Origin of the sequence: Bartonella sp. 11B (assembly GCF_002022625.1) — a bacterium.
In the GTDB taxonomy this organism is placed as follows: Bacteria; Pseudomonadota; Alphaproteobacteria; order Rhizobiales; family Rhizobiaceae; genus Bartonella; species Bartonella rochalimae.
In genome coordinates this window covers 1,400,610-1,424,983 of the sequence record NZ_CP019783.1, presented here as the reverse complement: position 1 = coordinate 1,424,983, position 24,374 = coordinate 1,400,610, and the positions used below count along the sequence as shown (strand labels likewise).

17 protein-coding genes and 1 tRNA gene are annotated in these 24,374 nt (G+C 35.4%); 11 read left to right on the top strand and 7 right to left on the bottom strand.

Annotated elements, in window-relative coordinates; translation table 11 throughout:
• Positions 1 to 69 precede the first annotated feature (69 nt).
• Positions 70 to 1,302 carry a mechanosensitive ion channel family protein gene (locus Bho11B_RS06140; RefSeq protein ID WP_035006976.1) on the bottom strand — a complete coding sequence of 411 codons (1,233 nt, stop codon included), beginning with the start codon at positions 1,300 to 1,302 and terminating at the stop codon, positions 70 to 72.
• 112 nt (positions 1,303 to 1,414) lie between these two features.
• Here Bho11B_RS06140 and dnaG point away from each other — a divergent pair, with 112 nt between their 5' ends.
• The 3 genes from dnaG (at position 1,415) to Bho11B_RS06125 (ending at position 6,273) form a co-directional block, all read left to right on the top strand.
• Positions 1,415 to 3,343, top strand: coding sequence for a DNA primase (gene dnaG, locus Bho11B_RS06135; RefSeq protein ID WP_035006978.1), 1,929 nt, complete (start codon positions 1,415 to 1,417; stop codon positions 3,341 to 3,343).
• A gap of 343 nt (positions 3,344 to 3,686) precedes the next feature.
• Complete coding sequence (gene rpoD, locus Bho11B_RS06130) at positions 3,687 to 5,696, top strand: RNA polymerase sigma factor RpoD (RefSeq protein ID WP_078673910.1); 2,010 nt, start codon at positions 3,687 to 3,689, stop codon at positions 5,694 to 5,696.
• Positions 5,697 to 5,811: 115 nt separating this feature from the next.
• The gene (locus Bho11B_RS06125; RefSeq protein ID WP_035006982.1) at positions 5,812 to 6,273 is read left to right on the top strand and encodes a YcgN family cysteine cluster protein; all 462 of its coding nucleotides are present in this window, start codon (positions 5,812 to 5,814) and stop codon (positions 6,271 to 6,273) included.
• 28 nt (positions 6,274 to 6,301) lie between these two features.
• Here the strand turns inward: Bho11B_RS06125 and Bho11B_RS06120 are convergent, their stop codons facing one another.
• On the bottom strand, positions 6,302 to 7,045 hold the full coding sequence (locus tag Bho11B_RS06120) for an SIMPL domain-containing protein (protein ID WP_078673909.1): 744 nt from the start codon (positions 7,043 to 7,045) through the stop codon (positions 6,302 to 6,304).
• A 172-nt stretch (positions 7,046 to 7,217) separates the two neighbouring features.
• On the opposite strand from Bho11B_RS06120, the gene Bho11B_RS06115 reads away from it, so the two are divergent.
• The 3 genes from Bho11B_RS06115 (at position 7,218) to rnhA (ending at position 9,677) form a co-directional block, all read left to right on the top strand.
• Positions 7,218 to 7,291, top strand: a tRNA-Ile gene (locus Bho11B_RS06115).
• Between the two features lie 384 nt (positions 7,292 to 7,675).
• Positions 7,676 to 8,731, top strand: a complete 1,056-nt coding sequence (gene ispH, locus Bho11B_RS06110) for a 4-hydroxy-3-methylbut-2-enyl diphosphate reductase (RefSeq protein ID WP_035006985.1) — start codon at positions 7,676 to 7,678, stop codon at positions 8,729 to 8,731.
• Positions 8,732 to 9,209: 478 nt separating this feature from the next.
• On the top strand, positions 9,210 to 9,677 hold the full coding sequence (rnhA, locus tag Bho11B_RS06105) for a ribonuclease HI (RefSeq protein ID WP_035006987.1): 468 nt from the start codon (positions 9,210 to 9,212) through the stop codon (positions 9,675 to 9,677).
• Positions 9,678 to 9,710: 33 nt separating this feature from the next.
• Here rnhA and Bho11B_RS06100 read toward each other — a convergent pair whose 3' ends face one another.
• Positions 9,711 to 10,565, bottom strand: coding sequence for a protein-disulfide reductase DsbD domain-containing protein (locus Bho11B_RS06100; protein ID WP_078673908.1), 855 nt, complete (start codon positions 10,563 to 10,565; stop codon positions 9,711 to 9,713).
• A 70-nt stretch (positions 10,566 to 10,635) separates the two neighbouring features.
• On the opposite strand from Bho11B_RS06100, the gene Bho11B_RS06095 reads away from it, so the two are divergent.
• Positions 10,636 to 11,220, top strand: coding sequence for a YqgE/AlgH family protein (locus Bho11B_RS06095; RefSeq protein WP_035006991.1), 585 nt, complete (start codon positions 10,636 to 10,638; stop codon positions 11,218 to 11,220).
• 21 nt (positions 11,221 to 11,241) lie between these two features.
• Here Bho11B_RS06095 and Bho11B_RS06090 read toward each other — a convergent pair whose 3' ends face one another.
• The 3 genes from Bho11B_RS06090 to Bho11B_RS06080 form a co-directional block, all read right to left on the bottom strand.
• Complete coding sequence (locus Bho11B_RS06090; protein ID WP_078673907.1) at positions 11,242 to 14,124, bottom strand: EAL domain-containing protein; 2,883 nt, start codon at positions 14,122 to 14,124, stop codon at positions 11,242 to 11,244.
• A 452-nt stretch (positions 14,125 to 14,576) separates the two neighbouring features.
• The gene (locus tag Bho11B_RS06085; protein WP_078673906.1) at positions 14,577 to 15,860 is read right to left on the bottom strand and encodes a pitrilysin family protein; all 1,284 of its coding nucleotides are present in this window, start codon (positions 15,858 to 15,860) and stop codon (positions 14,577 to 14,579) included.
• Between the two features lie 861 nt (positions 15,861 to 16,721).
• Positions 16,722 to 17,417, bottom strand: coding sequence for an HAD family phosphatase (locus Bho11B_RS06080; RefSeq protein WP_035006995.1), 696 nt, complete (start codon positions 17,415 to 17,417; stop codon positions 16,722 to 16,724).
• A gap of 295 nt (positions 17,418 to 17,712) precedes the next feature.
• On the opposite strand from Bho11B_RS06080, the gene Bho11B_RS06075 reads away from it, so the two are divergent.
• Positions 17,713 to 18,849 carry a site-specific DNA-methyltransferase gene (locus Bho11B_RS06075; RefSeq protein ID WP_035006997.1) on the top strand — a complete coding sequence of 379 codons (1,137 nt, stop codon included), beginning with the start codon at positions 17,713 to 17,715 and terminating at the stop codon, positions 18,847 to 18,849.
• Between the two features lie 66 nt (positions 18,850 to 18,915).
• On the opposite strand, the gene mutY is transcribed toward Bho11B_RS06075, so the two are convergent.
• Positions 18,916 to 19,974: an A/G-specific adenine glycosylase gene (gene mutY / locus Bho11B_RS06070; protein WP_035006999.1), complete on the bottom strand. Its 1,059-nt coding sequence runs from the start codon at positions 19,972 to 19,974 to the stop codon at positions 18,916 to 18,918.
• Positions 19,975 to 20,175: 201 nt separating this feature from the next.
• Between mutY and Bho11B_RS06065 the strand changes: the two genes are divergently transcribed.
• The 3 genes from Bho11B_RS06065 to ppdK all read left to right on the top strand — a co-directional run bounded on the left by Bho11B_RS06065 (position 20,176) and on the right by ppdK (position 24,278).
• On the top strand, positions 20,176 to 20,670 hold the full coding sequence (locus tag Bho11B_RS06065; RefSeq protein ID WP_035007000.1) for a DUF721 domain-containing protein: 495 nt from the start codon (positions 20,176 to 20,178) through the stop codon (positions 20,668 to 20,670).
• Between the two features lie 89 nt (positions 20,671 to 20,759).
• A complete protein-coding gene (locus Bho11B_RS06060) occupies positions 20,760 to 21,410 on the top strand; it encodes a DsbA family protein (RefSeq protein WP_078674111.1) in 651 nt (216 codons plus the stop codon).
• Between the two features lie 195 nt (positions 21,411 to 21,605).
• Entirely contained in the window at positions 21,606 to 24,278 is a 2,673-nt protein-coding gene (gene ppdK / locus Bho11B_RS06055) for a pyruvate, phosphate dikinase (protein WP_078673905.1), read from the top strand.
• Positions 24,279 to 24,374 lie beyond the last annotated feature (96 nt).

Genomic DNA, 24,374 nt, shown 5'->3' with positions numbered 1-24,374 from the left:
TTTTTAATTGAATAGATTGTTATTTTATAGCGACAAGTTTTTTAAAAGAATAAACGTGATTAAAGTTCATTATTTTGTTTTTAATGTATTTTTAACATTATAGCTTGCGCGTGTTAAATCATAACCACATGGATTTTGGAAAATTTTAAGGCCAAAGTCAGGAAGAACAGAATAAAGGTGATCAAAGATATCAGCTTGAATTTGTTCGTATTCTTCCCAAATGGTGGTATTCGTAAAGCAATAAATTTCTAAAGGTAAACCATTCGGCGTAGGAGGTAATTGCCGTGTCATTACAGTTGCGTTTTTTTTGACATTTAGATGCTCTCTTAAATAAGATAATACGTAAGCCCGAAAAGTACCGATATTAGTTAAACGGCGAGTATTTGCTGGTATATCATGATTTTTTTCTAAGCGAGTATTCCATTCATTAATTTCAGGTATTTTTTGTGCAAAGTAGTTTTCTAGGAGATTAAATCGTGCTAAATATTCCTCTTCTTTTTTTGTATGAAAGCGGATACTTGCTTGATCAATAAATAAAGATCGTTTGATACGTCGACCACCTGATTCTTGCATACCACGCCAATTTTTGAAAGGATCAGTTACCAGTTTACGGATAGGAACTGTGGTAATTGTTTTATCAAAGTTTTGAACTTTTACAGTATGAAGGGCAATTTCAATGACATCACCATCTGCACCAAGATTAGGAATTTCAATCCAATCTCCAACACGTACCATATCGGTAGATGAGATTTGAATTCCTGCAACAAGAGAAAGTAATGTGTCTTGAAAGATCAAAATCAAAACAGCTGCCATTGCACCAAGACCAGAAAAAAGAATAAGAGGCGATCGGTCTATTAATGTGGCCAATATAAAAATAGCAGTAAGCGTAAAAAGTGCAATTTTAGCTATTTGAATGTATCCTTTTATTGGCTTTAACCTTGCTGCAGGTCTTTGTTCATAAAAGGTATTAATGATATTAAAAAGAGCAGAAATTGTTAAAGCAACGATAAAAATGATAAAGGCATTGGAGACATTTCGGATAATTGTACTGAGAATATTGGGCAATGTAGATATAAAATTGATGCCAGTTGAAAGAATAAAAGCCGACGCAATATGAGCTATGTACTTAGTAATATTTTCAATATCAGTAATTGTATTGTGATGGAGGAACGCAGTGAGGTGTTTTTTTCCGCGAATAAGTAAGATACGTGTTAAAAAATTAACTAAAAGTGCAATAAGAATCAGAACGACTAACCAAGAAACCATTTCTAGTGATGGATATTGAACAAGAAATTTAGGCACTGTACTTTATCTCCATTTTGATTATTCATTTCTTATTTAAGATGAAGTATTGGAATTATGCTTCAAAGTAACTAAAATGCAAATAAAGAATTTTTAAACTCTGTGAGAGATAATGCGTATTCCGCCTGATTTTCTTGATGAGATTCGCGCTAGGTTGCCAATTTCAGTGGTTATTGGTCAAAGGGTGATATTTGATCAAAAAAAAAGTAAACCTTCACGTGGTGATTTTTGGTGCTGTTGTCCATTTCATGGTGAAAAGACTCCAAGTTTCCATTGTGATGATCGTCGGGGTCGTTATTATTGTTTCGGTTGTAATACAAGCGGTGATATTTTTACCTTTCTTTGCGAACTTGATGGATTGCGCTTTTCGGAATCTGTAGAGCGTTTGGCTAATTTTGCAGGTATGAAATTACCTGCCTTTGATTTACAGAATCATAAAGATGAAATGAAAAAAAATGATCTTTATGATGTTATGAAAATAGCGACGGATTTTTTTCAAAATAACTTACATCATCAAATTGGTGCCCAAGCACGCCATTATCTTGATGAACGTGGTGTTACATTAGAACTTGCAAAGCGTTTTCAGATTGGTTTTGCTCCGATAGGACGTACAACTTTGAAAGATGCGTTGAGTGCGCGTGGTATTTCACTAAAGCAAATGGAGGATTGTGGCCTCCTTATATCCGGTGAAGATATTTCTACTCCCTATGATCGATTTAGAAATCGCATTATATTCCCTATTGAAGATTTACGTGGCCGTGTGGTTGCTTTTGGGGGGCGTTCGTTAGATAAAAATGCACGAGCAAAATACTTAAACAGTCCTGAAACGGTTCTTTTTCATAAGGGTAATATGCTTTATAATGCGGCATCTGTCCGTAAAAATAGCCGTGCCTCAGAAAAAAAAGAAGCATGTTCTGTTCTGGTTGTTGAAGGCTATATGGATGTCATTGCTTTAACTAAGGTTGGTTTTGAAAAAGTAGTTGCCCCTTTAGGAACAGCATTAACAGAAACGCAAATTGAACTTTTATGGCAAATGGAGTCTGATCCGATTTTGTGTTTTGATGGAGATAATGCCGGTTTAAAAGCTGCTTTCCGTGTTGCTGATCGTGTACTTCCTCTTTTAAAAGCAGGAAAGTCTGTGCGTTTTGTTTTATTGCCAAATGGTAAAGATCCAGATGAAATTATTCGTACAGGAGATGCGCATCTTTTTTCTTCTTTTGTTCAAAAAGCAATTCCATTGATTGAGCTTTTATGGTGGCGTGCTACTTCCGGAAAACATTTTACAACTCCAGAAGCACGCGCTGCATTGGAGCGAGAACTAAAACAACAGATAGCAACAATTAAGGATAAAGATATACATCGTTATTATTTTCAAGATATCAAAAGACGGCTCTTTGCGTTTTTTCGTTCATCTTTATTAAAGCAAAAGAAGCAAGGAGAATATATTCAAAATCAAAAAGATGGAATGTTTAAAGACCAATCTTTTTCTGCATTAGAAAATTCTAATATAGTTCGTAGTTCAAAACATTTCATTCCTTTGCGTGAAGCAGTTATTTTGCTGATTTTAGCTTATTATCCTGAACTGTGGTACGAGAATTTTGACGTTTTTGCAGAATTAGAATTAAAAAATGATCAATTAATGAGTTTGCATCAGTCCATGTTGGAAATTCTTGGAAATCAACAGTTATGTGATAAAGAAACAATGACTGTACTTTTAGAAGAAAAAGGGAAAAAAAGTATTTTAGAGCATATAGATAACCTTGTGCAAAGAGTTGGTATGCGGATTACTTTTGGAGGTGCTCCTGTAGAAGATGCTCGTGCTGTATTAAAACAAGCTATCTACTTGCATCTTCAAGAACACCACCTACATAAAAGACTACAAGATATCGAAGAGGAACTCATAAAAAATCCTAGAGATGAAGTTTTTGATCTACTTCGTGAGGTGAAAGCTGAATTGGAACGAACACAGGCAACAGAGGCTTTAATTGAGGGATTCGGATCTTGGTTTTGCGAAAAAATAGATGAGGGCAAACCAAAATAGAATAAAATGATTCGCTTTTTAAAAGCGAATCAGTCACGAAGTCTGATATAAAAGCCTTAATTATTGAAATGACGTTTTTGTGAAGAATAATGACTAAATTTTAGGAAAAGCGGGAAATTGGTTCTTACTATGTGGTGCAGATATTATCTCAGAAAGACTGAGATGTATTGGGCTGATCTCTATAGTATTCCCGTGATTTTGCGTGAAAAGGTGTGTATAAAAGTGTGTCTTTTTGAATAAAAGATTAATCCTGTAAACAGTGCATATAAAAATTTTAATGCGCTAAGTAAGAATAATAAGCTGATCACACGAACCTACCTAGTGATCAAGTGGAGTTAACAGTATGGCAACAAAGGTTAAACAAAAAGATAATGTGGAAGAAATGGGCAAAGTAAGCTCGGATGGTTCTCTTCTTGATTTTTCCGATGATGCTATCAAAAAAATGATGAAACTTGCCAAAAAAAATGGCTACGTGTTGATGGATGAGTTGAATGCAGCTCTTTCTTCTGAAGAATTCACGTCTGAGCAAATTGAAGATATATTGGCAATGTTCTCTGAGATGGGTATTAGCGTTATAGATGATGAAGATGAAATTGAATCTGGACAATATGAGGAAGAAATTACAGTAGAAGGTGGCGATTTAGTAGAAGCCACAAATTATGCGGTTGCAACAACATCTAAACGTGAAGTAGCCGACCGAACTGATGATCCAGTTCGTATGTATTTGCGTGAAATGGGAGCCGTTGAATTACTCTCGCGTGAGGGTGAGATTGCTATCGCTAAACGTATTGAGGCTGGACGTGAAACGATGATTTCCGGTCTTTGTGAGAGCCCTTTAACATTTCAAGCTTTAATTATTTGGCGTGAAGAGTTGCAAGAGCAGCGTATTCTTCTGCGTGAAATTATTGATCTTGAGATGACTTATTCTGGTCCAGAAGCGAAGCAGGCTCCTATTATTGATGAAAGTGAAGTCAAAAAAATAAAAGAAGAAACATCATCTTCTAGCATGCGTGATATGAATGATCTTGGAGAAGAGATAGGGGGCGAAGATGATGACGAAGAAGATGACGAAGTTAATTTATCGCTTGCAGCAATGGAGCATGAGTTGTGTCCTCAGGTTGTGGAGACTTTAGATTTTATCGCTGAAACTTATGTAAAATTACGTGAGCTACAAGATCAACAAGTTGAAAGCAGTTTATCACATCGTAAGGCAGAACCTCTTTCATCGGAACAAAGAAAACAATATACTGAATTGAAAGATGCTTTAATCCAAGCAGTAAAATCTCTTTCTTTAAATCAAAACCGTATTGAGGCATTAGTTGAGCAATTATATGATATCAATAAGCGGTTGATACAGAGCGAAGGTAAGTTGAAGAGGCTTGCTAGTAACTATGGGATTGGGCATGAAGATTTCTTAAGAGAATATCAAGGTCGTGAATTGGACGCTGATTGGGTTAATTATATTGCAACTTTATCAGGACGTGGTTGGAAAGAATTTTCAACTTGTGAAGCTAAAGTCATTCAGAGTTTGCGTAATGAAATACAAAATCTCGCGCAAGAAACTGCTATTTCAATTAGTGAATTTCGTCGAATTGTTACGCAAGTACAGAAAGGGGAGCGTGAAGCGAATATCGCTAAAAAGGAAATGGTGGAAGCTAATTTGCGTCTTGTTATTTCCATTGCTAAAAAATACACTAATCGTGGTTTACAATTTCTTGATCTTATTCAGGAAGGCAATATCGGTTTGATGAAGGCCGTTGATAAATTCGAATATCGGCGTGGATATAAGTTTTCAACTTATGCGACGTGGTGGATACGTCAAGCGATTACACGGTCTATCGCTGATCAGGCACGGACTATTCGTATTCCTGTTCATATGATTGAGACAATTAATAAAATTGTTCGTACATCACGCCAAATTTTACATGAAATTGGACGTGAACCAACCCCAGAAGAACTTTCTAGCAAGCTTTCTATGCCGTTAGAAAAAGTACGAAAAGTGCTTAAAATTGCGAAGGAACCTATCTCACTTGAAACACCTGTTGGTGATGAAGATGCTTCTCATTTAGGTGATTTTATTGAAGATAGAAATGCATTGTTACCAATTGATGCGGCTATTCAGGCTAATTTACGAGATACAACAACGCGCGTTCTTGCTTCATTAACACCACGTGAGGAGCGTGTTTTAAGAATGCGTTTTGGTATTGGAATGAATACTGATCATACATTAGAGGAAGTTGGCCAACAATTTTCAGTGACCCGCGAGCGTATTCGTCAGATTGAAGCAAAGGCACTTCGTAAGTTGAAACATCCTAGCCGTTCACGCAAATTACGGAGCTTTCTTGATTCTTAATTAAAAAGAACAGCGTTTTTAAAAGATAAATAAAAATATGTTGTGCGTACTAGATCAAATTTTATTGATTTTATCCTTTAAAAGAATTGTCTTATGAAAAAAGTAGATCCTGTTTATGAGTAAGGAACTTCCTTTTTGGAAAAGGAAAAAATTAGAGGAAATGTCTGTTACTGAGTGGGAAAGTCTTTGTGATGGTTGTGGGTGTTGTTGCTTGCATAAATTAGAAGATGACGATACTGGTGACATTTATGCAACGAGTATTGCTTGTCGTCTTTTAGATAAAGATACTTGTCAATGTAAAAATTATACTCACCGTAAATCAATTATTTCAGATTGTATATTATTAGATATTGCTACGATTAAAACAGCTCGTTGGTTGCCAGAAAGTTGTGCTTACAGGTTGGTGAGTGAGGGTAAAGATCTTCCGTGGTGGCATCCATTAATCTCAAAAGATTTTCAAACGGTACATCAAACTCAATTTTCTGCACGTGAGCAGATTAAAATTCATGACGATGAATTATCATCTACGGAATCTTATTATCAATATATCACCGGAATTCTTTATAAAAACCGATGATATAATTATTTTACTCAATGATTGATGATTAGTCGTCTATAGCAAATGTTATAGTGACACTAACATGATAATTCAATTCACCTCCTGAAAAGTTTGTATCTGCATAGCTTGCAGATTGTGCTCTACTCATAAGGCGTGGTGTTGGATAATATTCGTTATTACTTTCATTAATTGTAATAATCTTTCCTAATTTCACGTTGGCTGCTTGAGCTAAGGTTTCTGCTTTTGCAATAGCTTCAATAACAGCTTTTTTACGTGCTTCTTTATACAATGGCTTTGTATCGGCATTGGTAAAGGTAATTCCATTAACAGAATTCACACCAAGTGCCATTGCTTGATCAAATATTTTACCAGCATTGGCCAGATCACGGATATTTACTGTTAAAGAATTTGAAACATGATAAGTTATTTCATTGTTCTTTTTTTCTTGTTTTTTATCTGAGTTCGTTTGGTAAATAGATAAGCCTGATGTTTGCAAGTCATTTGCTTGAATGCCATTATTTTTAAAAGTATCTAAAATATCATTCATAAATTTATTATTCGCTGCTAATGCTTTTTGAGCAGTCGTATCATGAGTCACAACGGCTAGATTGATAATCGCCATGTCTGGTGTTGCTTGGTTTTCACCGGTTGCTGTAACTGTAATTGTTGGTGCATTTTTTATTGTTTCTTCCGCATGTACGAAGCATGAAGTAGTGAGTAGAGATAATACAGTCAATATCGACAACTTAATTCGGTAGACCTTCAACAGTTGGAAAATCATTTTAGTCATGTTCAATCCTTATAATATATATATATTCTATTACTTTCCCATTTTTTGTATTTATTGTAAAGGAATTAGGGCGCTGAAAGAAAAAAAAACGAGAAGAAAGAAAAAAAGACGAAGTATAATTAAAGCAAGCTCTTGTATAATAGGATATTTTAGTTTAGAGAAAATCTCTGTGGGGCCTGTAGCTCAATTGGTTAGAGCCAGCGGCTCATAACCGCTTGGTTGGGGGTTCGAGTCCCTCCGGGCCCACGTTTTCCTAATAAAATCAATATATTTATTTCAAGATGAGGGACCTTGTGGGTATTCATTCCATTAGTCTATCTCTGGTATGAGAAGGTCATGATATAAAGGTCCTTAATTAGGTTTTACTGATCAAGGATTTATGTGGTATGTACAGTCGTTTTTCTGATCTTAGCAAGAATGGTGATTTATTAATGCTTTATTTCGTGAAAAAAGAAGTTGTGGCTAGTGTTTATTGCACCATTTTTTAGATAAATGATGATTAGCAGTCTTAATAGGAAATAGGAATCGTCTAGTTTTTCTCTTTATACTCTTTGTTTATAAAGTAACAATGATATATTACAGTGATATGTGGTAGTTGGGGTGAAACTTTATGGATATTAAGGATCAATTGTGTCTGTACTGCCCCCTTTAACAATTCGCCTTTGTGGGCCACGCGGGTTTTGTGCTGGTGTTGATCGTGCTATCCAGATTGTTATTCTTGCATTGAAAAAATATGGTTCTCCAGTATATGTCCGTCATGAAATTGTACACAACCGCTATGTTGTTGAGGGATTGCAGCAACGAGGAGCCATTTTTGTTGAAGAACTTTGTGAGATACCTGAAGGGCATCGTAGTCGACCTGTTGTGTTTTCTGCTCATGGTATACCAAAGTCTGTACTAGAAGATGCTGTTCGTTACAATCTATTTTATCTTGATGCGACATGTCCATTAGTTTCTAAAGTCCATAAGCAAGCAATTCGTCATCAACGTCATGGCCGTCATGTTATATTGATTGGTCATGCTGGTCATCCTGAAGTAATTGGAACTATGGGGCAGCTTGAAGAAGAGAATGTTACATTGATTGAAACGGTAGAAGATGCTTTATATTATCAACCAAATAATCCAAATAAATTAGGATTTGTAACACAAACAACACTCTCTGTTGAAGATACAGCAGAGATTCTTAATATATTAAAACAGCGTTTTCCTGCGTTAGCAGCTCCAGCAGCTGAATCAATTTGTTACGCTACCACTAATCGGCAAGATGCTGTTAAGGCAGCAGCGTTAGGAAGTGATTTATTTTTAATTGTTGGTTCACCGAATTCATCTAATTCTAGACGTTTGGTGGAAGTTGCTGAGAAATTTGGTGCGCGTCAATCTATTTTAATTCAGCGTGCTAATGAAATTGATTTTGATAATCTAGGTATTCTTTCAGTCATTAGTCTTTCAGCAGGAGCGTCAGCTCCTGAAATTATTGTTGATGAAATCATCACAGCGTTTCGTGCACGTTATGATGTTACAATAGAATTGGCTGAAACTTTAGTTGAAACGGAAACATTTTTAGTGAATCGTGAATTACGTGATATCAGCCTATCTTCTCAAGATATAGCTTTTATTAAAGGACGAGCAGAAGTACTGAAAGATGAAAATAACGATAACAGTGTTCATCAAATAAAAGAAAAATAGGCGCAATTATAGGGGATATAATCTAAGGCATTTAAACCACGTTACTCAATAGGTTTGCTTTTAAAAACAAGGAAAAGAGAGGATGTTGGAAGTCTAGAGTTTTATAAAATAGAGTGACTATTCGCTTTAATGTTTATGACAAGCATTTTTTAGAAAATAATTTATCTTTTATATATCTCTGTACAGCATTTATATCCGATATAGCCTTTCTTGTTATAAGAATTGTTTTAAAAGGTAATAATATTATAATTTGTTGTATTGGAAAGGAGATATAGTTTTGCAATTTTAATGTATGTTATTGCTGCTTGATAGGTTATGACGTAATGTGGCTTTATGCTTTTTACTTATACCTTTCTAAAATTAACGAGATGAATTTCTTGATAGTTTTGTTCTTCAAAAAAATCATTAAAATATTGGTTTGAACTTTATTTTTGCAGTAATGTGAACTTGTTGGCTGAGATAGAGTTTTGTTTTTGTTATGTTAAATCGAAAAAAAGTTGTTGAAATTTATACAGATGGTGCTTGTTCAGGAAATCCTGGTTTGGGAGGATGGGGAGCAATTTTACGCTGGAATGGTCATGAACGTGAGCTTTATGGTGGAGAAGTATATACGACCAATAATCAGATGGAACTTATGGCGGCGATTCGCGCGTTAAATGCTCTGAAAGAATCATGTTTGGTTGATCTTTATACGGATTCAGCTTATGTGCGTAACGGGATTTCTACCTGGGTTGAGAGATGGAAAAAAAATAATTGGCGTACTGCATCGAAAAATCCTGTTAAAAATATGGAGTTATGGCAAGCCCTTGACTATGCTTGTTCTCAACATGATATCAGATGGCACTGGATAAAAGGACACGCAGGTCATCCAGATAATGAGCGCGCAGACGCACTCGCACGTAAAGCAATTACTGAATATCGTGAAAATGGCTGTTTTTCGATATAATTTTTTATCTCATGGAATGACAGTACGGTTTGATTATGTGTTTATTGCAAATGTTCCACTGAAGGCATGATCTTGGTAAGAAATAGTATAAAAAACTGTTTCATTTAATTCATCTGAATCAAAATATATTGGAGCACTGAAGACCGTATATCCCTGGTGATCGCTTATTTTTTTTGCTGGTCCAATCTGCATTGTTTTTCCATCTAAAAAGAGAGCAGAAGGTGTGATTATTTTATTATTTTTTATTTTTATTAAGAGGGTATTTCCATTTTTTTCAGCATGTATTTTAAATGCATTATCGGCTGTACGGGGTAAAGCATCTTGGGCTTTTTTTAATAAGGATAGAGAAAGAGATGTATTATTTTGAGTCGATGAGGAAAAATTAAAATCGATAGTAAAGGGGATACAAATTTCATTACACATTCCAAGGGTTAAAGAACCACTTAGATTTTCATCTGAACCAGAGATATTAAAGGGTAGTACGACTTTATTTTTATAACCTAATGACCAATCATTTTCTGTTGTATAGAGTTGTGGTGTAGGATAAAAAATTTCATAAGAGACTTGTTGGTTGAAATTAAAAAAGGGTGCCATCCCCGAATTTCCGGGATTTCGCCAATAGGTTTTCCATTTTGGTTTTAACGTAATTTCAATAATGCCGCTTTTTGTCTCAGAAAGAGAAGATGAAGTTATAGCTAATCTAGCATAGCCACCCTCTGATTCATGCCAAGGTGTTGCAATAAGATGTGGTTTTTGTTCTGCTTGAGAATTAACAAGAAAGTAGAAAAATCCTAAAAATACAAATATTATTTTCAAAATTAATAAGAGATTTTTCTGAAAACGATTTGGAATTTTTTGTAAATTTTGAAATATTTGCAATTTTTTCATTTGATCTTTATTCTCTACTGATACTGACTTAATTGAAGTCAAAAAATTGAATTATGGAGGCTATCAAATTATGAAACAGCATGAAGGGTTTCTAAATGGACAGTTGCTCATAGCAATGCCTGGAATGAATGACAAGCGCTTTGTTCGTTCTGTTATCTACATTTGTGCCCATTCTAATGCTGGTGCTATGGGAATTATTCTTAATCAGTTACATGATATTAATTTTCCTGAACTTTTGCTTCAACTGGGTGTAATTAACCAAAATCAAAAAAATTATCTTTCCGAGCCAATAAAAAAATTTCCAATACGCTGTGGTGGACCTATTGATACGTCTCGTGGTTTTGTACTGCATTCAGATGATTATGCTTGTGAAGCAACTATCTCTGTTACAGACAAAATTTGTCTTACTACAACCCTTGGTGTATTAAAAGCCATGAGTTGTGAGAGGGGGCCTGAACATGCTCTTATAGCTTTGGGGTATGCCGGATGGAAAGCAGGACAGCTTGAAACAGAGATTTATGCAAATGGTTGGTTGATTAGTCCTACATCTCCTAGCTTTCTTTTTGAAAGTGATATCAGTAGTAAGTATGATGAAAGCCTTATTCGCATGGGAATTAGTCCAACTTCTCTTATTTCTAAACCAGGTCATGCATAGTCATTCATTTTGTAACATTTCTTAATTATAGGTATGAGAGAAGTGGTTTTGAACAAGAGCAATCAATTCTTCAACAGCAATTGGTTTAGTGACGGTCGTACTTTGAACATACTTACAACCTTCTTGTCGTAAGAAAATAGCTTCTTTTTCATTTTCTACGCCTTCTGCTATGATTTGTAAATTAAGATCAGTAGCCATTCTGATAATTGATTTAAGTACAAGTTTTTTCTTATGTGAATCGATAGAGATAAGTGAACGATCTAATTTAACCATGTCGAATGGATAACGGACAAGATATGTAAGTGATGAATAACCTGTTCCAAAATTATCTAATGCTAGATTCATTCCTAGTGCTTTAATCTCTTCAAAAAAATGAGCTGATTGTTCAGGATTTTTTCTTAAAACAAGCTCAGATATTTCTATCATCAATCGTCCTTTACTAACCGGATTGCGAAGAAGAGCAGAGCGTATTTGACGTATACAATCAGGATGAATCATTTCTGCACTTGGCAAATTGATAGAGATAAAGAAAGGATGTTTAGCACATTTTTCTTGTATATTTATAAGATCTACGAGCGCGCGATCAACGATGAATTGTACTAAATCCATAATGAGTTGTTCACTTTCTACGATTTTAATAAAATCGTGGATATTTAAATTTCCATGATTGGGGTGTTGCCATTCTACGATTGTTTCAAAACCAATAATGTTTCCATCTGATAAATTAAGAATAGGGTGATAGAGGATTTTTATTTCATTACGTTCGATAGCATGATGAATGTCTTTTTTGATATTGTTATGTTCGAGATCTAAAGTACGAAAACTCGGGCGGAAAGGTTCAATGTGATTACCACCCATTTGTTTTGCATGGATCATTGCTAGTTCACTGTCATTGAAAATATTTTGAGCAGTTGATTTGTTATCACTCCATGTAGCCAGGCCAATGGATGTGGAAAGCGTTATAGTTTTTTCTTCAAGAGTAATGGGTGCTGAAATTGTTTTGAGCAGATGATTTGCGAACATTGCAATTTTTTTGGGTTCTGTTTCGCTGAGTAAAATAATTGCAAAACGATCTGCGGAAAGGCGTGATAAGGTGTCTTGCAGGTTAATAAGGCGGCTTAAACGACGTGCAATTATCAAGAGGACTGTGTCCCCAACCGCTATACCTAGTTTATGATTAATTTGACGAAAATTATCAAAATCAATCATAAAAATTGTTGGTTTAATTTTTATATTTGCTTTAGCTAAAGAGCTATAATTTTGTAATCTATCGAGGAAAATTTGTTGGTTAGGAAGACCGGTTAAGCTGTCATGAATTGCATCGTGTAGTAAACGTTCTTCGGCTTTTTTGTGATTGGTAATATTGAGAATGCTTCCGATAACACGGGTAATTTTTCCGTCTTTTTGTATAGCTGGGCGTGCACGGAGAGAAAACCAATGATAATGACCACCACCGGAGGAGATCCGAAAAATCTGATCAATCCGTCCTGTTTTATTTTCAAGAATGATATTTAAAACAGCCTGAAAGCGTTCGCGATCATCATAATGCAAGGCTAAAATCCAGTCGTTCATAGTACCGTTGAGTTTGCGGGCGTGCTTACCAAAAAGGCTTGTCATATCTGGGTGAACAACAATCCGGTCACGCTCGACATTCCAGTCCCAAATAATACTTCCAGCTCCTCTAGCTGCCAGAACTTGTCGTTCGAGATCGGAAAAAATGCCCTCATGGAAAGCATCATTAGAAAACGTTTGTTGCATGACAAGAAAGCTGATAAGAAGAACAATCAGCACCAGTCCTCCAGCTAGAGCTTGTGGAACAATATCATTATCTAAATATCCTATTATGCATGCATAAGCTTCAAGAGACCAAAAGCTAATTAACAACCATGTTGGAATAAGCATGATTGCACGGTCATATTTACGGATTGAAAAATAGCTGATCAATATAATACCAAGTATGGTTGTAAGTCCAAATGATAAGCGAGCAATTCCAGCTGCTCTAGTAGGATCATAAATAGCAAATGCTCCTAGTCCGCAGAAAGATATAATCCATATAATTGCACCATAGCTAAAGTGATAATGCCAACGATTAAGGCAAAGATAAGTAAACAGAAAAGTAAAGAGTGTTGCAGCAAGTGCAACTTCTGTACCAGCACGCCAAATTGGTTCTGTTATTGGTGTAATTGCAAAGAGTTTATTCCAAAAATTGAAATCAATACCAATGTAAAAAAGAACAGCCCAAGCAACAGCAGCTGTTGCGGGGAAAAGACTTGTTCCACGAACGACAAATAAAATAGTTAATAGGAGCGCTAAAAGTCCTGATATACCAAGAAGAATGCCATGATAAAGTGTATAAGAATTAATGGTATCTTTGTAAGCTTCAGGTTGCCATAAGTAGATCTGTGGTAGATTTTTAGAGCTTAATTCTGCAACAAATGTAATCACAGTGTTAGGATTAAGAGTGATACGAAAAATATCTGCATTTGCATTCGTTTGACGATCAAGAGAAAAACCTGCACTTGGAGTTATAGATTGGATCCGTACTGATCCAAGATTCGGCCAAAGAAAACCTGAATGAGCCATACGATAATGGGGAACAACAATTAGACGGTCAATTTGTTCATCTGTTGGATTTGCAAGGGAAAATACTGCCCAGTTTCCAGAAAAATTTTCACTTTTTGCTTGTACTTCAATACGCCATATAATACCATCTGGCCCTGGTGCTGTGCTGGTTTGGAAGATAGGGTTATTGGTGTGATGAATTTCAATAGCTTTGGACAAATCAAGAGCTATATCCTGAGGAGAAATTTTGATTGGTTCGATTGCTTGTACTGATGAAAGGCATACAAAAAGACTAATGATTATGACAAGAACGGTATTGATTATTTTACCAAAACTCTTCACGTTGCCTCACTCTCAGTATTTGAAGCTCTTGAATTTCAAACGAGACTTTCGAGAAAATTCTTCCACTTGATTAGTTGTTATTTTTATAAAGAGCGGTTGTCATTATTCTTTTGAAAAAATCACACAGATTTTATACAAAAAATAGATCAGATATCTGCTCGTACTAATGAGTCTCAAAATTAACGGAATTTTGTCCTTTTTAAAAGGAAAAATTCAGCTATTTAACCATTTATTATTAGATTTTACGCAATATACTCTTGTTGGTTAAGTTATCTATGTGGAGTATTCATTAGCCAGTTTTGCTCGCTTTTTTGATAAAACTTATTTAATCTAATAAGAAAAATTTTTGTGATAATTTTCATTAAAGATATGTGGGGATAGGGTTTTAAAGTAATTTGTGCATATCAAATTATCATTTTATCTAATTTATGAAGGTGTATTCTTTATTTCTTTTAGAGAAGAGAGTTCATATTAGGTGAAAGAGTTGATACTAAATCGTTAAAATTCATGAGCGGTTCAATAGGTCCAACAGCTGCTAAAGTTGGCTTAGAATTGATAAAAAGATGTTTAGCTAGATCAGTGAGTTGTTCTAAGGTAATAAGTTCTACACATTCAGTCATTTCAGAGATTGGAATTGGTCTACCATAAAGGAGCATTTGGCGAGCGATAAGATGTGCTTGACTAGATGGATTTTCTTGTGACATTGTAAGATTAGCGCGATATTGTGCCTGCGCTCGTTGAAGTTCATTTATATGAATATTTTTGCTTATTTTACAGAGCTCATCAAGAGTAACTGGTAGAAGTGTTTCTAATCCTTCTTGTCCGGTAGCAGCATGAAGACCGAAGAGCCCAGTATCTGAAAATCCCCAATGGAAAGCATAAATAGAATAGCATAATCCGCGTTTTTCTCTTATTTCTTGGAATAAGCGTGATGACATACCGCCTCCAAGAATGATTGAAAGAATCTGAGCCGCATAAAAATCATGCGCATGATATGGGCGTCCTTCAAAACCAAGTACAACTTGCGTATCCATTAGATCACGATATTCGCGAAAGTCACCACCGGTATAATTAGCAAGATTAACTAAAGGAGCTGTTGAATGGGGTTGGAAAGTGCCAAGACAACTTTCCACTTGGCGCAAAAAACTTTCATGTTCTACAGATCCTGCAGCAACTACGATCATGCGGTCTGCACTATATTGTTGTTTCATAAAATTGTGAAGATCAGCTGATGTAAATGATTGAACCGTTTTCTGTGTTCCTAAAATAGAACGACCAAGAGATTGATGACGAAAAGCGGTTTCAGTAAAATAGTCAAAAACGATATCATCAGGAACATCACAAGTAGCGCCAATTTCTTGGAAAACGACTTGTTTTTCACGTTCTAATTCATCTTCGTCAAATTTTGAACATGTCATAATATCGGCTAGAATATCAATAGCAAGGGGAATATCTTTTTTAAGAACACGTGCAAAATAGGCAGTTGTTTCAATACTTGTGGTAGCATTGATCTCTCCACCAACATCTTCAATATCAGTTGCGATTTGAAAAGCTGTACGGTTTTCTGTTCCTTTGAAAGCCATATGTTCAAGTAGATGCGCAATGCCATGTTGTGTAAAGGTTTCGTTACGTGAACCAACTTTAACCCATATTCCAAGCGCTACACTTTCAATTTGTGGCATTTTATGTGTGGCGATAGTCAAACCATTACTGAGGCGGCTGATATCTACACCCATGTATTATTACTCCATTTAATCAACCAAATACACAATATAACGGCATTGGAATGTTTTTGCCTTAAATAAATGCAGCTAGCTATAATAAGATGCACGCGATTTTAAAGAAAATAGTCTTTTACTATTTTTTCCATTATTAGCAATGATTTGTAAAGTGCCTTCCATAATTTATGAGATTTTCTAGAAAAATTAGTCATGGTAGATGAATAAGACTAACGTAATATTAGATGATTGAGGAATGTGAGCGGTAGTAAGAGTAATCATCATGAAAGATATGTGATTATTTATTGTGATGAGCGATTTTGAGTGCAATTTCTGTATGTAGATTAGTGAGATAACCGCTGTCTTGAGACACGCTATCAATTATCAGGTAGTTTTGTGAATATGATTTGTTTTGTTAAAGGATAGAGAAAAATATTTTTGAGTCATTTTTTATTATTTTGGAAACGGCTTAATTCAAGATTGCAATATCAATAATCTTGGAAGTCTAAATTAATTTAAATTTTTGGCTTTCAAGTTAATAGATGTTCAAAATTAGAAAAAAATCAATTTTCATCGATATAGAGAATGATATTATATTACTTATAGGTGTTTTTCATAGATGCTATTGATCACTATTCATGCAAGGATATTAATAATGTTCATTGCAATGATTAATTCCTCTATGAATTATTCGTATCAATTTATCTTTTATTTTGATAGTTTTCATTTTTTAGTTTGTATGACTTTACCCTTTTATGATGATAGGATGCTCTTAAATTTTACGACTAGATCCTAGTTTTTAATAGTAATTCTTAAATTTTTTAGTCAAAAATTACTGAGAGAGTATATGAGCTAATATATGTTGGAGATATCTTTTTATTATTGTGAATCTTTCCATATTTTCATTGCTTCTAAGGTTTCCGGTAAATGCGCATGTTTTGTAATAACCGTTTCAGCGCCAGCTTCTATAAGAGCATTAGAGTGGCCAAGATAACTGTGGGAGCCTCCAGTAAAGCCGATAACACGCATTCCTGCAGAAGTAGCAGCGTGTACACCATGAATAGAATCTTCTACAACAATAGTATTTTCTGGTTGTACACGTAATTCTTGTGCTGCAAAGAGAAAGACATCAGGTGCAGGTTTTGGTTTTTTTGTTCCAACTTCGGGTGCAGAAAATATTTTGTTATCAAAAAAGTGATAGAGTTTAACAGTGTTAAGCATATCTTTTATATCTGCACTCCTTGCATTTGAGCAAATACAATACGGATAATGAGGTTTAATAATTTCTATTACCTCTTTGACACCATTAATAATACGTAATTCAGTTTTCATTTGTATGCGAAACAGATGTGCCATTCTATCTATGAAATTAGCAGAAATTGGTTTTTTAATTTCTTGTTCAACTTTTTTTAGAATGTCTTGAAAAATAAGTCCTGAATAGCGTTCGCTTAGTTCTTCAGGTGATATTTTATATCCGATTTCTTTAAGCAATTGTGATCCAATTTTTGCTACAAGATATTCAGAATCTACTAAAACTCCATCACAATCAAAAATAATAAGATCAATTTGTAGCATAAGATATTCCTTATTATAATGCGCTTAAGAATTTTCATAAAATGATATTGAAAGGCTTTCGTTTTATAAAGATATATTTTGAAAGATTGTTTTCATTAGTTTGATAATATGAACAATATAATACAAAGGAGTAAAATAAAGATTTATCAATATTAAATTATTTTTCTTGCATTGAATAAAATAAATTTAAATTAGCTTAACGATACGTTTACTCTATTTTGTGAAGATAGACGACGATTAGATTAATTAATCATTTTAATTATAGATCATTTCCGTTCGTATTGTTGAGTTTTTTATGACAATTGTTCAGCTACAAAAAAATCAGGCTTGTACTTCTTCACAGACGCAGTGGCGTAATAAAATCTTTAAAGGAGATTGTGTTGCAGTACTAGAAAAACTTCCTAAACATTCTGTTGATGTAATTTTTGCAGATCCTCCTTATAATTTGCAATTAGAGAGTGTCTTGTATCGTCCAGATTACTCACGCGTTGATGCAGTTGATGACGCATGGGACCAGTTTGAAAGTTTTGCTGCTTATGATGCTTTTACACGTGCATGGTTGCTTGCATGTCGTCGTGTATTAAAACCTAATGGGACAATTTGGGTTATTGGATCTTACCATAATATTTTTCGAGTTGGTACAGCATTACAGGATTTGGGTTTTTGGATGCTTAATGATATTATTTGGCGAAAAAATAATCCTATGCCGAATTTTCGAGGGCGTCGCTTTCAAAATGCTCACGAAACGCTTATTTGGGCTGTTCGAGATCAAAAAGATAAAAAATATATATTTAATTATGATGCTTTAAAAGCTGCCAATGAAGATAGACAAATGCGTTCAGATTGGTTGTTTCCTCTCTGTACAGGTGCTGAGCGCTTAAAAGATAAAATAGGACGTAAATTACATCCAACACAAAAGCCTCAATCTTTACTGGCCCGTATCATTATGGCTTCTAGCAAACCTGGTGATGTTATTCTTGATCCATTTTTTGGTTCGGGAACAACAGGTGCTGTTGCCAAACTTTTAGGTCGTGATTTTGTAGGAATTGAACGCGAGCAACATTATATTGATGCAGCTTCCGAGAGAATTGCTGCAGTTAAACCTTTAGCTAAATCAGAATTAGAAATTTTAAAAACAAAAAAGGCAGAACCACGCATAGCATTTTCTAGCTTGCTGGATGCAGGATTGCTTTATCCTGGAAGTATCCTTTATGATAAGAAGAAAGAAGTATCTGCTCTTGTCAGAGCTGATGGAACTATTATGTATGATGGTGAAGCAGGATCTATTCATATGATAGGAAGAAAGGCTCAGGCTTCGCAAAGTTGTAATGGTTGGACATTTTGGTATTATGAAGAAAATGGTCTCTTGAAATCGATAGATAGTTTAAGAATGATGATACGCTCACAGATGTTGAAAGCTAATACTATATAAGTTGCATTGATGTTAATCGTGGATAAAGTATTAGTGTAGTCAATTCTTATTTGGCAGAGGGAGAAGTTATTTGAATTTAAAAGGAGAAGAAATAGCTATAGCAATGGCTTTTTTCATAACGGTAGGAAGTGCTTCTTCGGTAAGATGATGGATATCGCACCACCAACCATTTTTAAGTTTTATTCCGCGAATATTATCTGCACAGTAGACGTTAAGTTTTAAAGAAAAATGAGTAAAAATATGCGTAATTTCTCCCTTAAGTTTCCAATTAGCCGAACAAGGGGCATTTTGCAGTCCATTTTCTTCATTTATTCCAATGTTATTAGGAATTTGGGTCATGCCGTTGAGTAATTTTGTATGCTGTCGTTTTTCTAAGTAAATTTGTTTATTTTCATTGAGTATTACAAAAGCAGCACCAGTTTTTAAAGGGCGTTCTTTTTTAGGTGCTTTTACTGGAAAAGCTTCTGCTGCCTGCATTTTCATTGCTGTGCACAAATTTTGAAGAGGGCAGAGTAAGCAAGACGGCTTACGGGGCGTGCAAATTGTTGAACCTAAATCCATCATAGCTTGAGCAAAATCACCAGGACGTTTTACATCTGTAATTTCTAGTGTTTTTTCTTTAATTTCAGATTTTGCTTTAGGCAATATTGAAGTAATGGCAAATAAGCGTGTTATAATACGTTCGACATTACTATCAACGACAGCTACAGGATGACCAAAGGCAATTGCAGCAATAGCTGCTGCAGTATAGTCTCCAATACCCGGTAAAGTGCGTAATATTTCTACTGACTGTGGAAATTTACCTCTATGATTTTTAACAAGTTGAGTAGCACAATTTTTAAGATTGCGTGCACGTGAATAATAACCAAGACCCGCCCATGCTTTCATGATATCATCTTGTGATGCTTGTGATAAAGAGAAGAGATCAGGCCAAAGTTTTAGAAATTTTTTAAAGTAAGGTTTAACAGCTTCAACTGTTGTTTGTTGGAGCATGATTTCAGATAACCAAATTTGATAAGGATCAGGGTAAATGCCTTTTATTTGTTTTGTAGGGGGCGTACGCCATGGTAAATGGCGATAATTTTGATCATACCAAGAAAGGAGAAGTGAAGAAATTTCATACATCGTTGTTTTTAATCATAAACAAGTCTAAAATACAAAAAAAGCGTATATTTTGCAATTTATAGTTTGTTTTTAATGATTAATGATAAAAATTCTAGTTCATTACATGGAGTTTCTTAAGGTGTATTTGTGATTAATTTTTAAAGTAGTGGTTTTAAATGTCGAAAAGAAAATGATTGTGATTTAATAATAGTCTAGGATGGAATGCGCAAAAAAACACAAAAATACCATTTTTATTCTCTTTCTGAAATGGTATCTGAAATGCTTGATCCGATTTTACGCAAAAGGACAGGACTTAATATAGCGCTCATAGAACATTGGTCACAGATTGTAGGCCAGGATGTTGGCGAACATACAATGCCAATCAAAATTATTTGGAAATATCGTGCAGATCAAAATGATACATTTCATCCGGGGACACTTGTGGTTGCCTGTGAAGGATTTACTACGCTAAAGTTAATGCATGAAACAGATGAATTGATTCAAAGAATTAATAGTTTCTTTGGATATATTGCTATTGACCGAATCAAAATTGAACAAAAGCAAATATCAGTTTTCACTGATCGTGCGGAAGTAGAATTATTTCCAGATGAAAAAAATCAAAGACGCTTAAAAAAAATGCTTGAAGAGATTGAAGATAAAAGCTTACATCAATCACTTTATAAACTTGGATGTTGCATTTTTATGGAAAAAAAATAATAAAGAAGGAAAAGCGTGTTATATTTCTTTCCCTTAATGAAGAGGTATTAAATTTTTATTTGTTGAAGTCAAACAGAAAAGTGTTATTTATGATTAATTATCGTTTCATCGTATCTTTCGTAGTCATTTTTATTTGGGGTATAACTGCACAGGTTTGTGCAACAACAACTTTAGTGAGTAAAGCTAAGCCAGTAGCAACTGTTGATATGGTTGAGCTCCTTAAATCAGGTAAAGTTAAAGATAAAGTTGAGGGTGAAGATAATGCTCCTGTGACTATTATTGAATATGCTTCACTTACATGCGCTTTTTGTGCTGATTTTTACAATGTTATACTTCCTGAACTTCGTAAAAAATACATCAAAACAGGTAAAGTAAAACTTATTTTTCGCGATTTTGCTTACGATCCTCGGGCGACAGCGGGTTTTATGTTGGCTAGGTGTGCTCCAGAAGAGCGTTATTTTCCTTTGATAGAAATTTTGTTTCAAAAACAATCCGAGTGGGCTATTGCACCAGATGCTTTAGAGCCATTGAAAAAAATTGCCTTTATGGCCGGTTTTAACGATGAAAGCTTTAATGCATGTTTAAAAAATCAATCTATTTTAAATGAAGTGAATGCATCTTTTGAACGTGGAAAAGAGCTTGGTGTTACAGCAACGCCAACCTTCTTTATTAACGGTAAAAAGTATGAAGGTGCTATGTCAACGGAAGATTTCTTTTCAGTAATTGATAGTTTTCTTTAACAACATACATTGTTTCCGAAAATGAAGATTGGTAATTATGATTGTTGGTCTTCTTGTTGGAGGAGAATGCTTTCATACCTTACTATAAGGCAGTATTTTATTTGGCTTCGTTAATTTTAAAATCGAAAGGCTATTTTTAATGATTAGCTTCGGTCAAGTAATATTGTAATACTGATAATTGAGCGGATTTGTACGATGGCAAAATGGGTTTATAGTTTTGGTAATGGTAAAGCAGAAGGAAGTGCGAGCGAATGTAATCTGCTTGGTGGTAAGGGGGCTAGCTTAGCAGAAATGAGTAATCTTGGTTTACCCGTCCCTCCTGGATTTACTCTTACAACAGAAGTTTGCAGCTTTTATTATACTCATGATCGAACATATCCAAAAGAGTTGCAGGAGGATGTTAGACAAGCACTCCGACGTGTTGGAGAACAGACAGGACGCGAATTTGCTCATAAACAAATGCCGCTTTTGCTGTCTGTTCGTTCAGGAGCTCGGGCTTCTATGCCAGGGATGATGGATACAGTGCTTAATCTTGGTATGAATGACGATACTGTAAAAGCAATTGCTGTACAAGCTGATAATGAGTGCTTTGCTTATGATAGTTATCGTCGTTTTATCCAAATGTATTCTAATGTTGTTTTGGGGGTAGATCATTCCCATTTTGAGGAGATTCTTGATGACGTAAAAGCACGTAATGGTTATAGCGTTGATACAGAAATGACAGCAGCTGATTGGAAAAATATTATTGTTCTTTATAAAGCATGTGTTGAAGAAAAGTTAGGAGAACCCTTTCCACAAGATCCTGAGAAACAATTATGGGGTGCAATTGGAGCGGTTTTTTCAAGTTGGATGACAGCGCGTGCAGTTACTTATCGTCGTTTACATAATATTCCTGAAAGTTGGGGAACAGCAGTTAATGTGCAGGCTATGGTGTTTGGCAATATGGGTGAAGATTCAGCGACAGGTGTTGCTTTTACACGTAATCCATCGACAGGGAAAAAAGAACTCTATGGTGAGTTTTTAGTCAATGCACAAGGGGAAGATGTTGTAGCAGGTATTCGTACACCTCAGAATATTACCGAAGTTGCTCGTATTGCAGCTGGTTCAAATAAGCCATCATTAGAAAAAATTATGCCAGAGGCTTTTTCAAAATTATGTCAGATGGCGTATAAGCTTGAACAGCATTATCGAGATATGCAAGATCTAGAGTTTACAATTGAAAAGGGTAAATTGTGGATGTTGCAGACTCGTTCAGGAAAACGAACGGCACGTGCAGCTTTAAAGATAGCCGTTGAGATGGTTGAGGAAGGATTGATAAGTTGCGAAGAAGCGGTAATGCGGATTGAACCAAAATCACTTGATCAGCTTTTACATCCTATGCTTGATCCCAAAGCAAAGCGATGTGTTATAGCCCGTGGTTTACCTGCTTCCCCGGGAGCGGCTACTGGTGAAATTGTTTTTACTTCTGAAGAAGCAGAAAGAGCCTCAATAGAGGGACGAAAAGTTATTTTAGTTCGTGTAGAGACAAGTCCAGAAGATCTTCATGGTATGCATGCTGCAGAAGGAATTTTAACGACACGAGGTGGAATGACAAGTCATGCTGCTGTTGTCGCTCGTGGTATGGGAAAACCTTGTGTTTCTGGTGCAAGCAGTGTGCGGATTGATTATAAAACGAATACAATGGTTGCTTCAGGTCAGAGCTTTCAAAAAGGCGATATTATTACGATAGATGGTGGAGTAGGGGAAGTTTTAAAAGGAAAGGTTGCAATGTTGCAGCCCGAACTTTGTGGAGATTTTGCTAAATTAATGGAATGGGCTGATGGAATGCGGCGAATGAAGGTTCGCGCTAACGCTGAAACAGTGACTGATGCAAATATGGGGCGTTCTTTTGGAGCTGAAGGTATTGGTCTTTGTCGTACTGAGCACATGTTCTTTACTGGTGATCGTATTGTTGCTATGCGTGAAATGATTTTAAGTAATGATGAAGATGGACGTCGCAAAGCGTTGGATAAGCTTTTGCCAATGCAACGATCAGATTTTACTGAATTGTTTGAAATTATGTCTGGTTTACCTGTAACTGTCCGTTTTTTAGATCCTCCTTTACATGAGTTTTTGCCAAAAACAGATGCAGAAATTCTTAGTGTTGCAACGGCAATGGGCGTTTCTTCTGAACTACTTATAGAACGTGTGCACCAATTGCATGAATTTAATCCCATGCTTGGATTACGAGGATGTCGCTTAATCATTACTTATCCTGAAATTGCTGAAATGCAAGCGCGAGCAGTTTTTGAAGCAGTAGTAGAATCAGCTAAGAAGACAGGATCTCCTGTCATTCCTGAGATTATGGTACCACTTGTGGCTCTTAAGTCTGAATTGGATTTTGTTAAAGCGCGTATTGATTATGTCGCTGGTGAAGTGATGAAGGAAAAGAATGTTAATATTCAATACATAGTTGGGACAATGATTGAATTGCCAAGAGCTGCTCTTCGAGCGGGTGAAATTGCAGAAACTGCAGAATTTTTTTCATTTGGAACAAATGATTTGACGCAAACTACTTTTGGTATTTCACGTGATGATGCCGCACCGTTTTTGTCTACTTATTTGCAAAAAGGACTTTTGGAAAAAGATCCTTTTGTATCGATTGATAACGATGGGGTAGGAGAGCTGATCGCTATTGCTTCACAACGTGGGCGTTCTCAGCGCGGGAAAATTAAACTGGGTATCTGTGGTGAACATGGAGGTGATCCTCATTCTATCGCCTTGTGTGAAGAAAATGATCTAGATTATATTTCATGCTCCCCTTTTCGGGTACCGGTTGCACGTTTAGCAGCAGCACAGTCAGCAATTGTCAAAAAAACTTTGAGTTGAGGTGATACAATCGATTATTGAGTAAAGCTCATGTCTCTATTGTATAAAGTTTCTTTTACTACGATTGTTTATATTCACTTTTGATTTTCCATGTTT

Bases quoted from the DNA above. Each gene is read 5' to 3' on its own strand.
- dnaG (WP_035006978.1), top strand. From the start codon at position 1,415: ATGCGTATTCCGCCTGATTTTCTTGATGAGATTCGCGCTAGGTTGCCA.
- rpoD (WP_078673910.1), top strand. From the start codon at position 3,687: ATGGCAACAAAGGTTAAACAAAAAGATAATGTGGAAGAAATGGGCAAA.
- Bho11B_RS06125 (WP_035006982.1), top strand. From the start codon at position 5,812: ATGAGTAAGGAACTTCCTTTTTGGAAAAGGAAAAAATTAGAGGAAATG.
- Bho11B_RS06120 (WP_078673909.1), bottom strand. From the start codon at position 7,045: ATGACTAAAATGATTTTCCAACTGTTGAAGGTCTACCGAATTAAGTTG.
- rnhA (WP_035006987.1), top strand. From the start codon at position 9,210: ATGTTAAATCGAAAAAAAGTTGTTGAAATTTATACAGATGGTGCTTGT.
- Bho11B_RS06100 (WP_078673908.1), bottom strand. From the start codon at position 10,565: ATGAAAAAATTGCAAATATTTCAAAATTTACAAAAAATTCCAAATCGT.
- Bho11B_RS06095 (WP_035006991.1), top strand. From the start codon at position 10,636: ATGAAACAGCATGAAGGGTTTCTAAATGGACAGTTGCTCATAGCAATG.
- Bho11B_RS06085 (WP_078673906.1), bottom strand. From the start codon at position 15,860: ATGGGTGTAGATATCAGCCGCCTCAGTAATGGTTTGACTATCGCCACA.
- Bho11B_RS06080 (WP_035006995.1), bottom strand. From the start codon at position 17,417: ATGCTACAAATTGATCTTATTATTTTTGATTGTGATGGAGTTTTAGTA.
- Bho11B_RS06075 (WP_035006997.1), top strand. From the start codon at position 17,713: ATGACAATTGTTCAGCTACAAAAAAATCAGGCTTGTACTTCTTCACAG.
- mutY (WP_035006999.1), bottom strand. From the start codon at position 19,974: ATGTATGAAATTTCTTCACTTCTCCTTTCTTGGTATGATCAAAATTAT.
- Bho11B_RS06065 (WP_035007000.1), top strand. From the start codon at position 20,176: ATGCGCAAAAAAACACAAAAATACCATTTTTATTCTCTTTCTGAAATG.
- Bho11B_RS06060 (WP_078674111.1), top strand. From the start codon at position 20,760: ATGATTAATTATCGTTTCATCGTATCTTTCGTAGTCATTTTTATTTGG.
- ppdK (WP_078673905.1), top strand. From the start codon at position 21,606: ATGGCAAAATGGGTTTATAGTTTTGGTAATGGTAAAGCAGAAGGAAGT.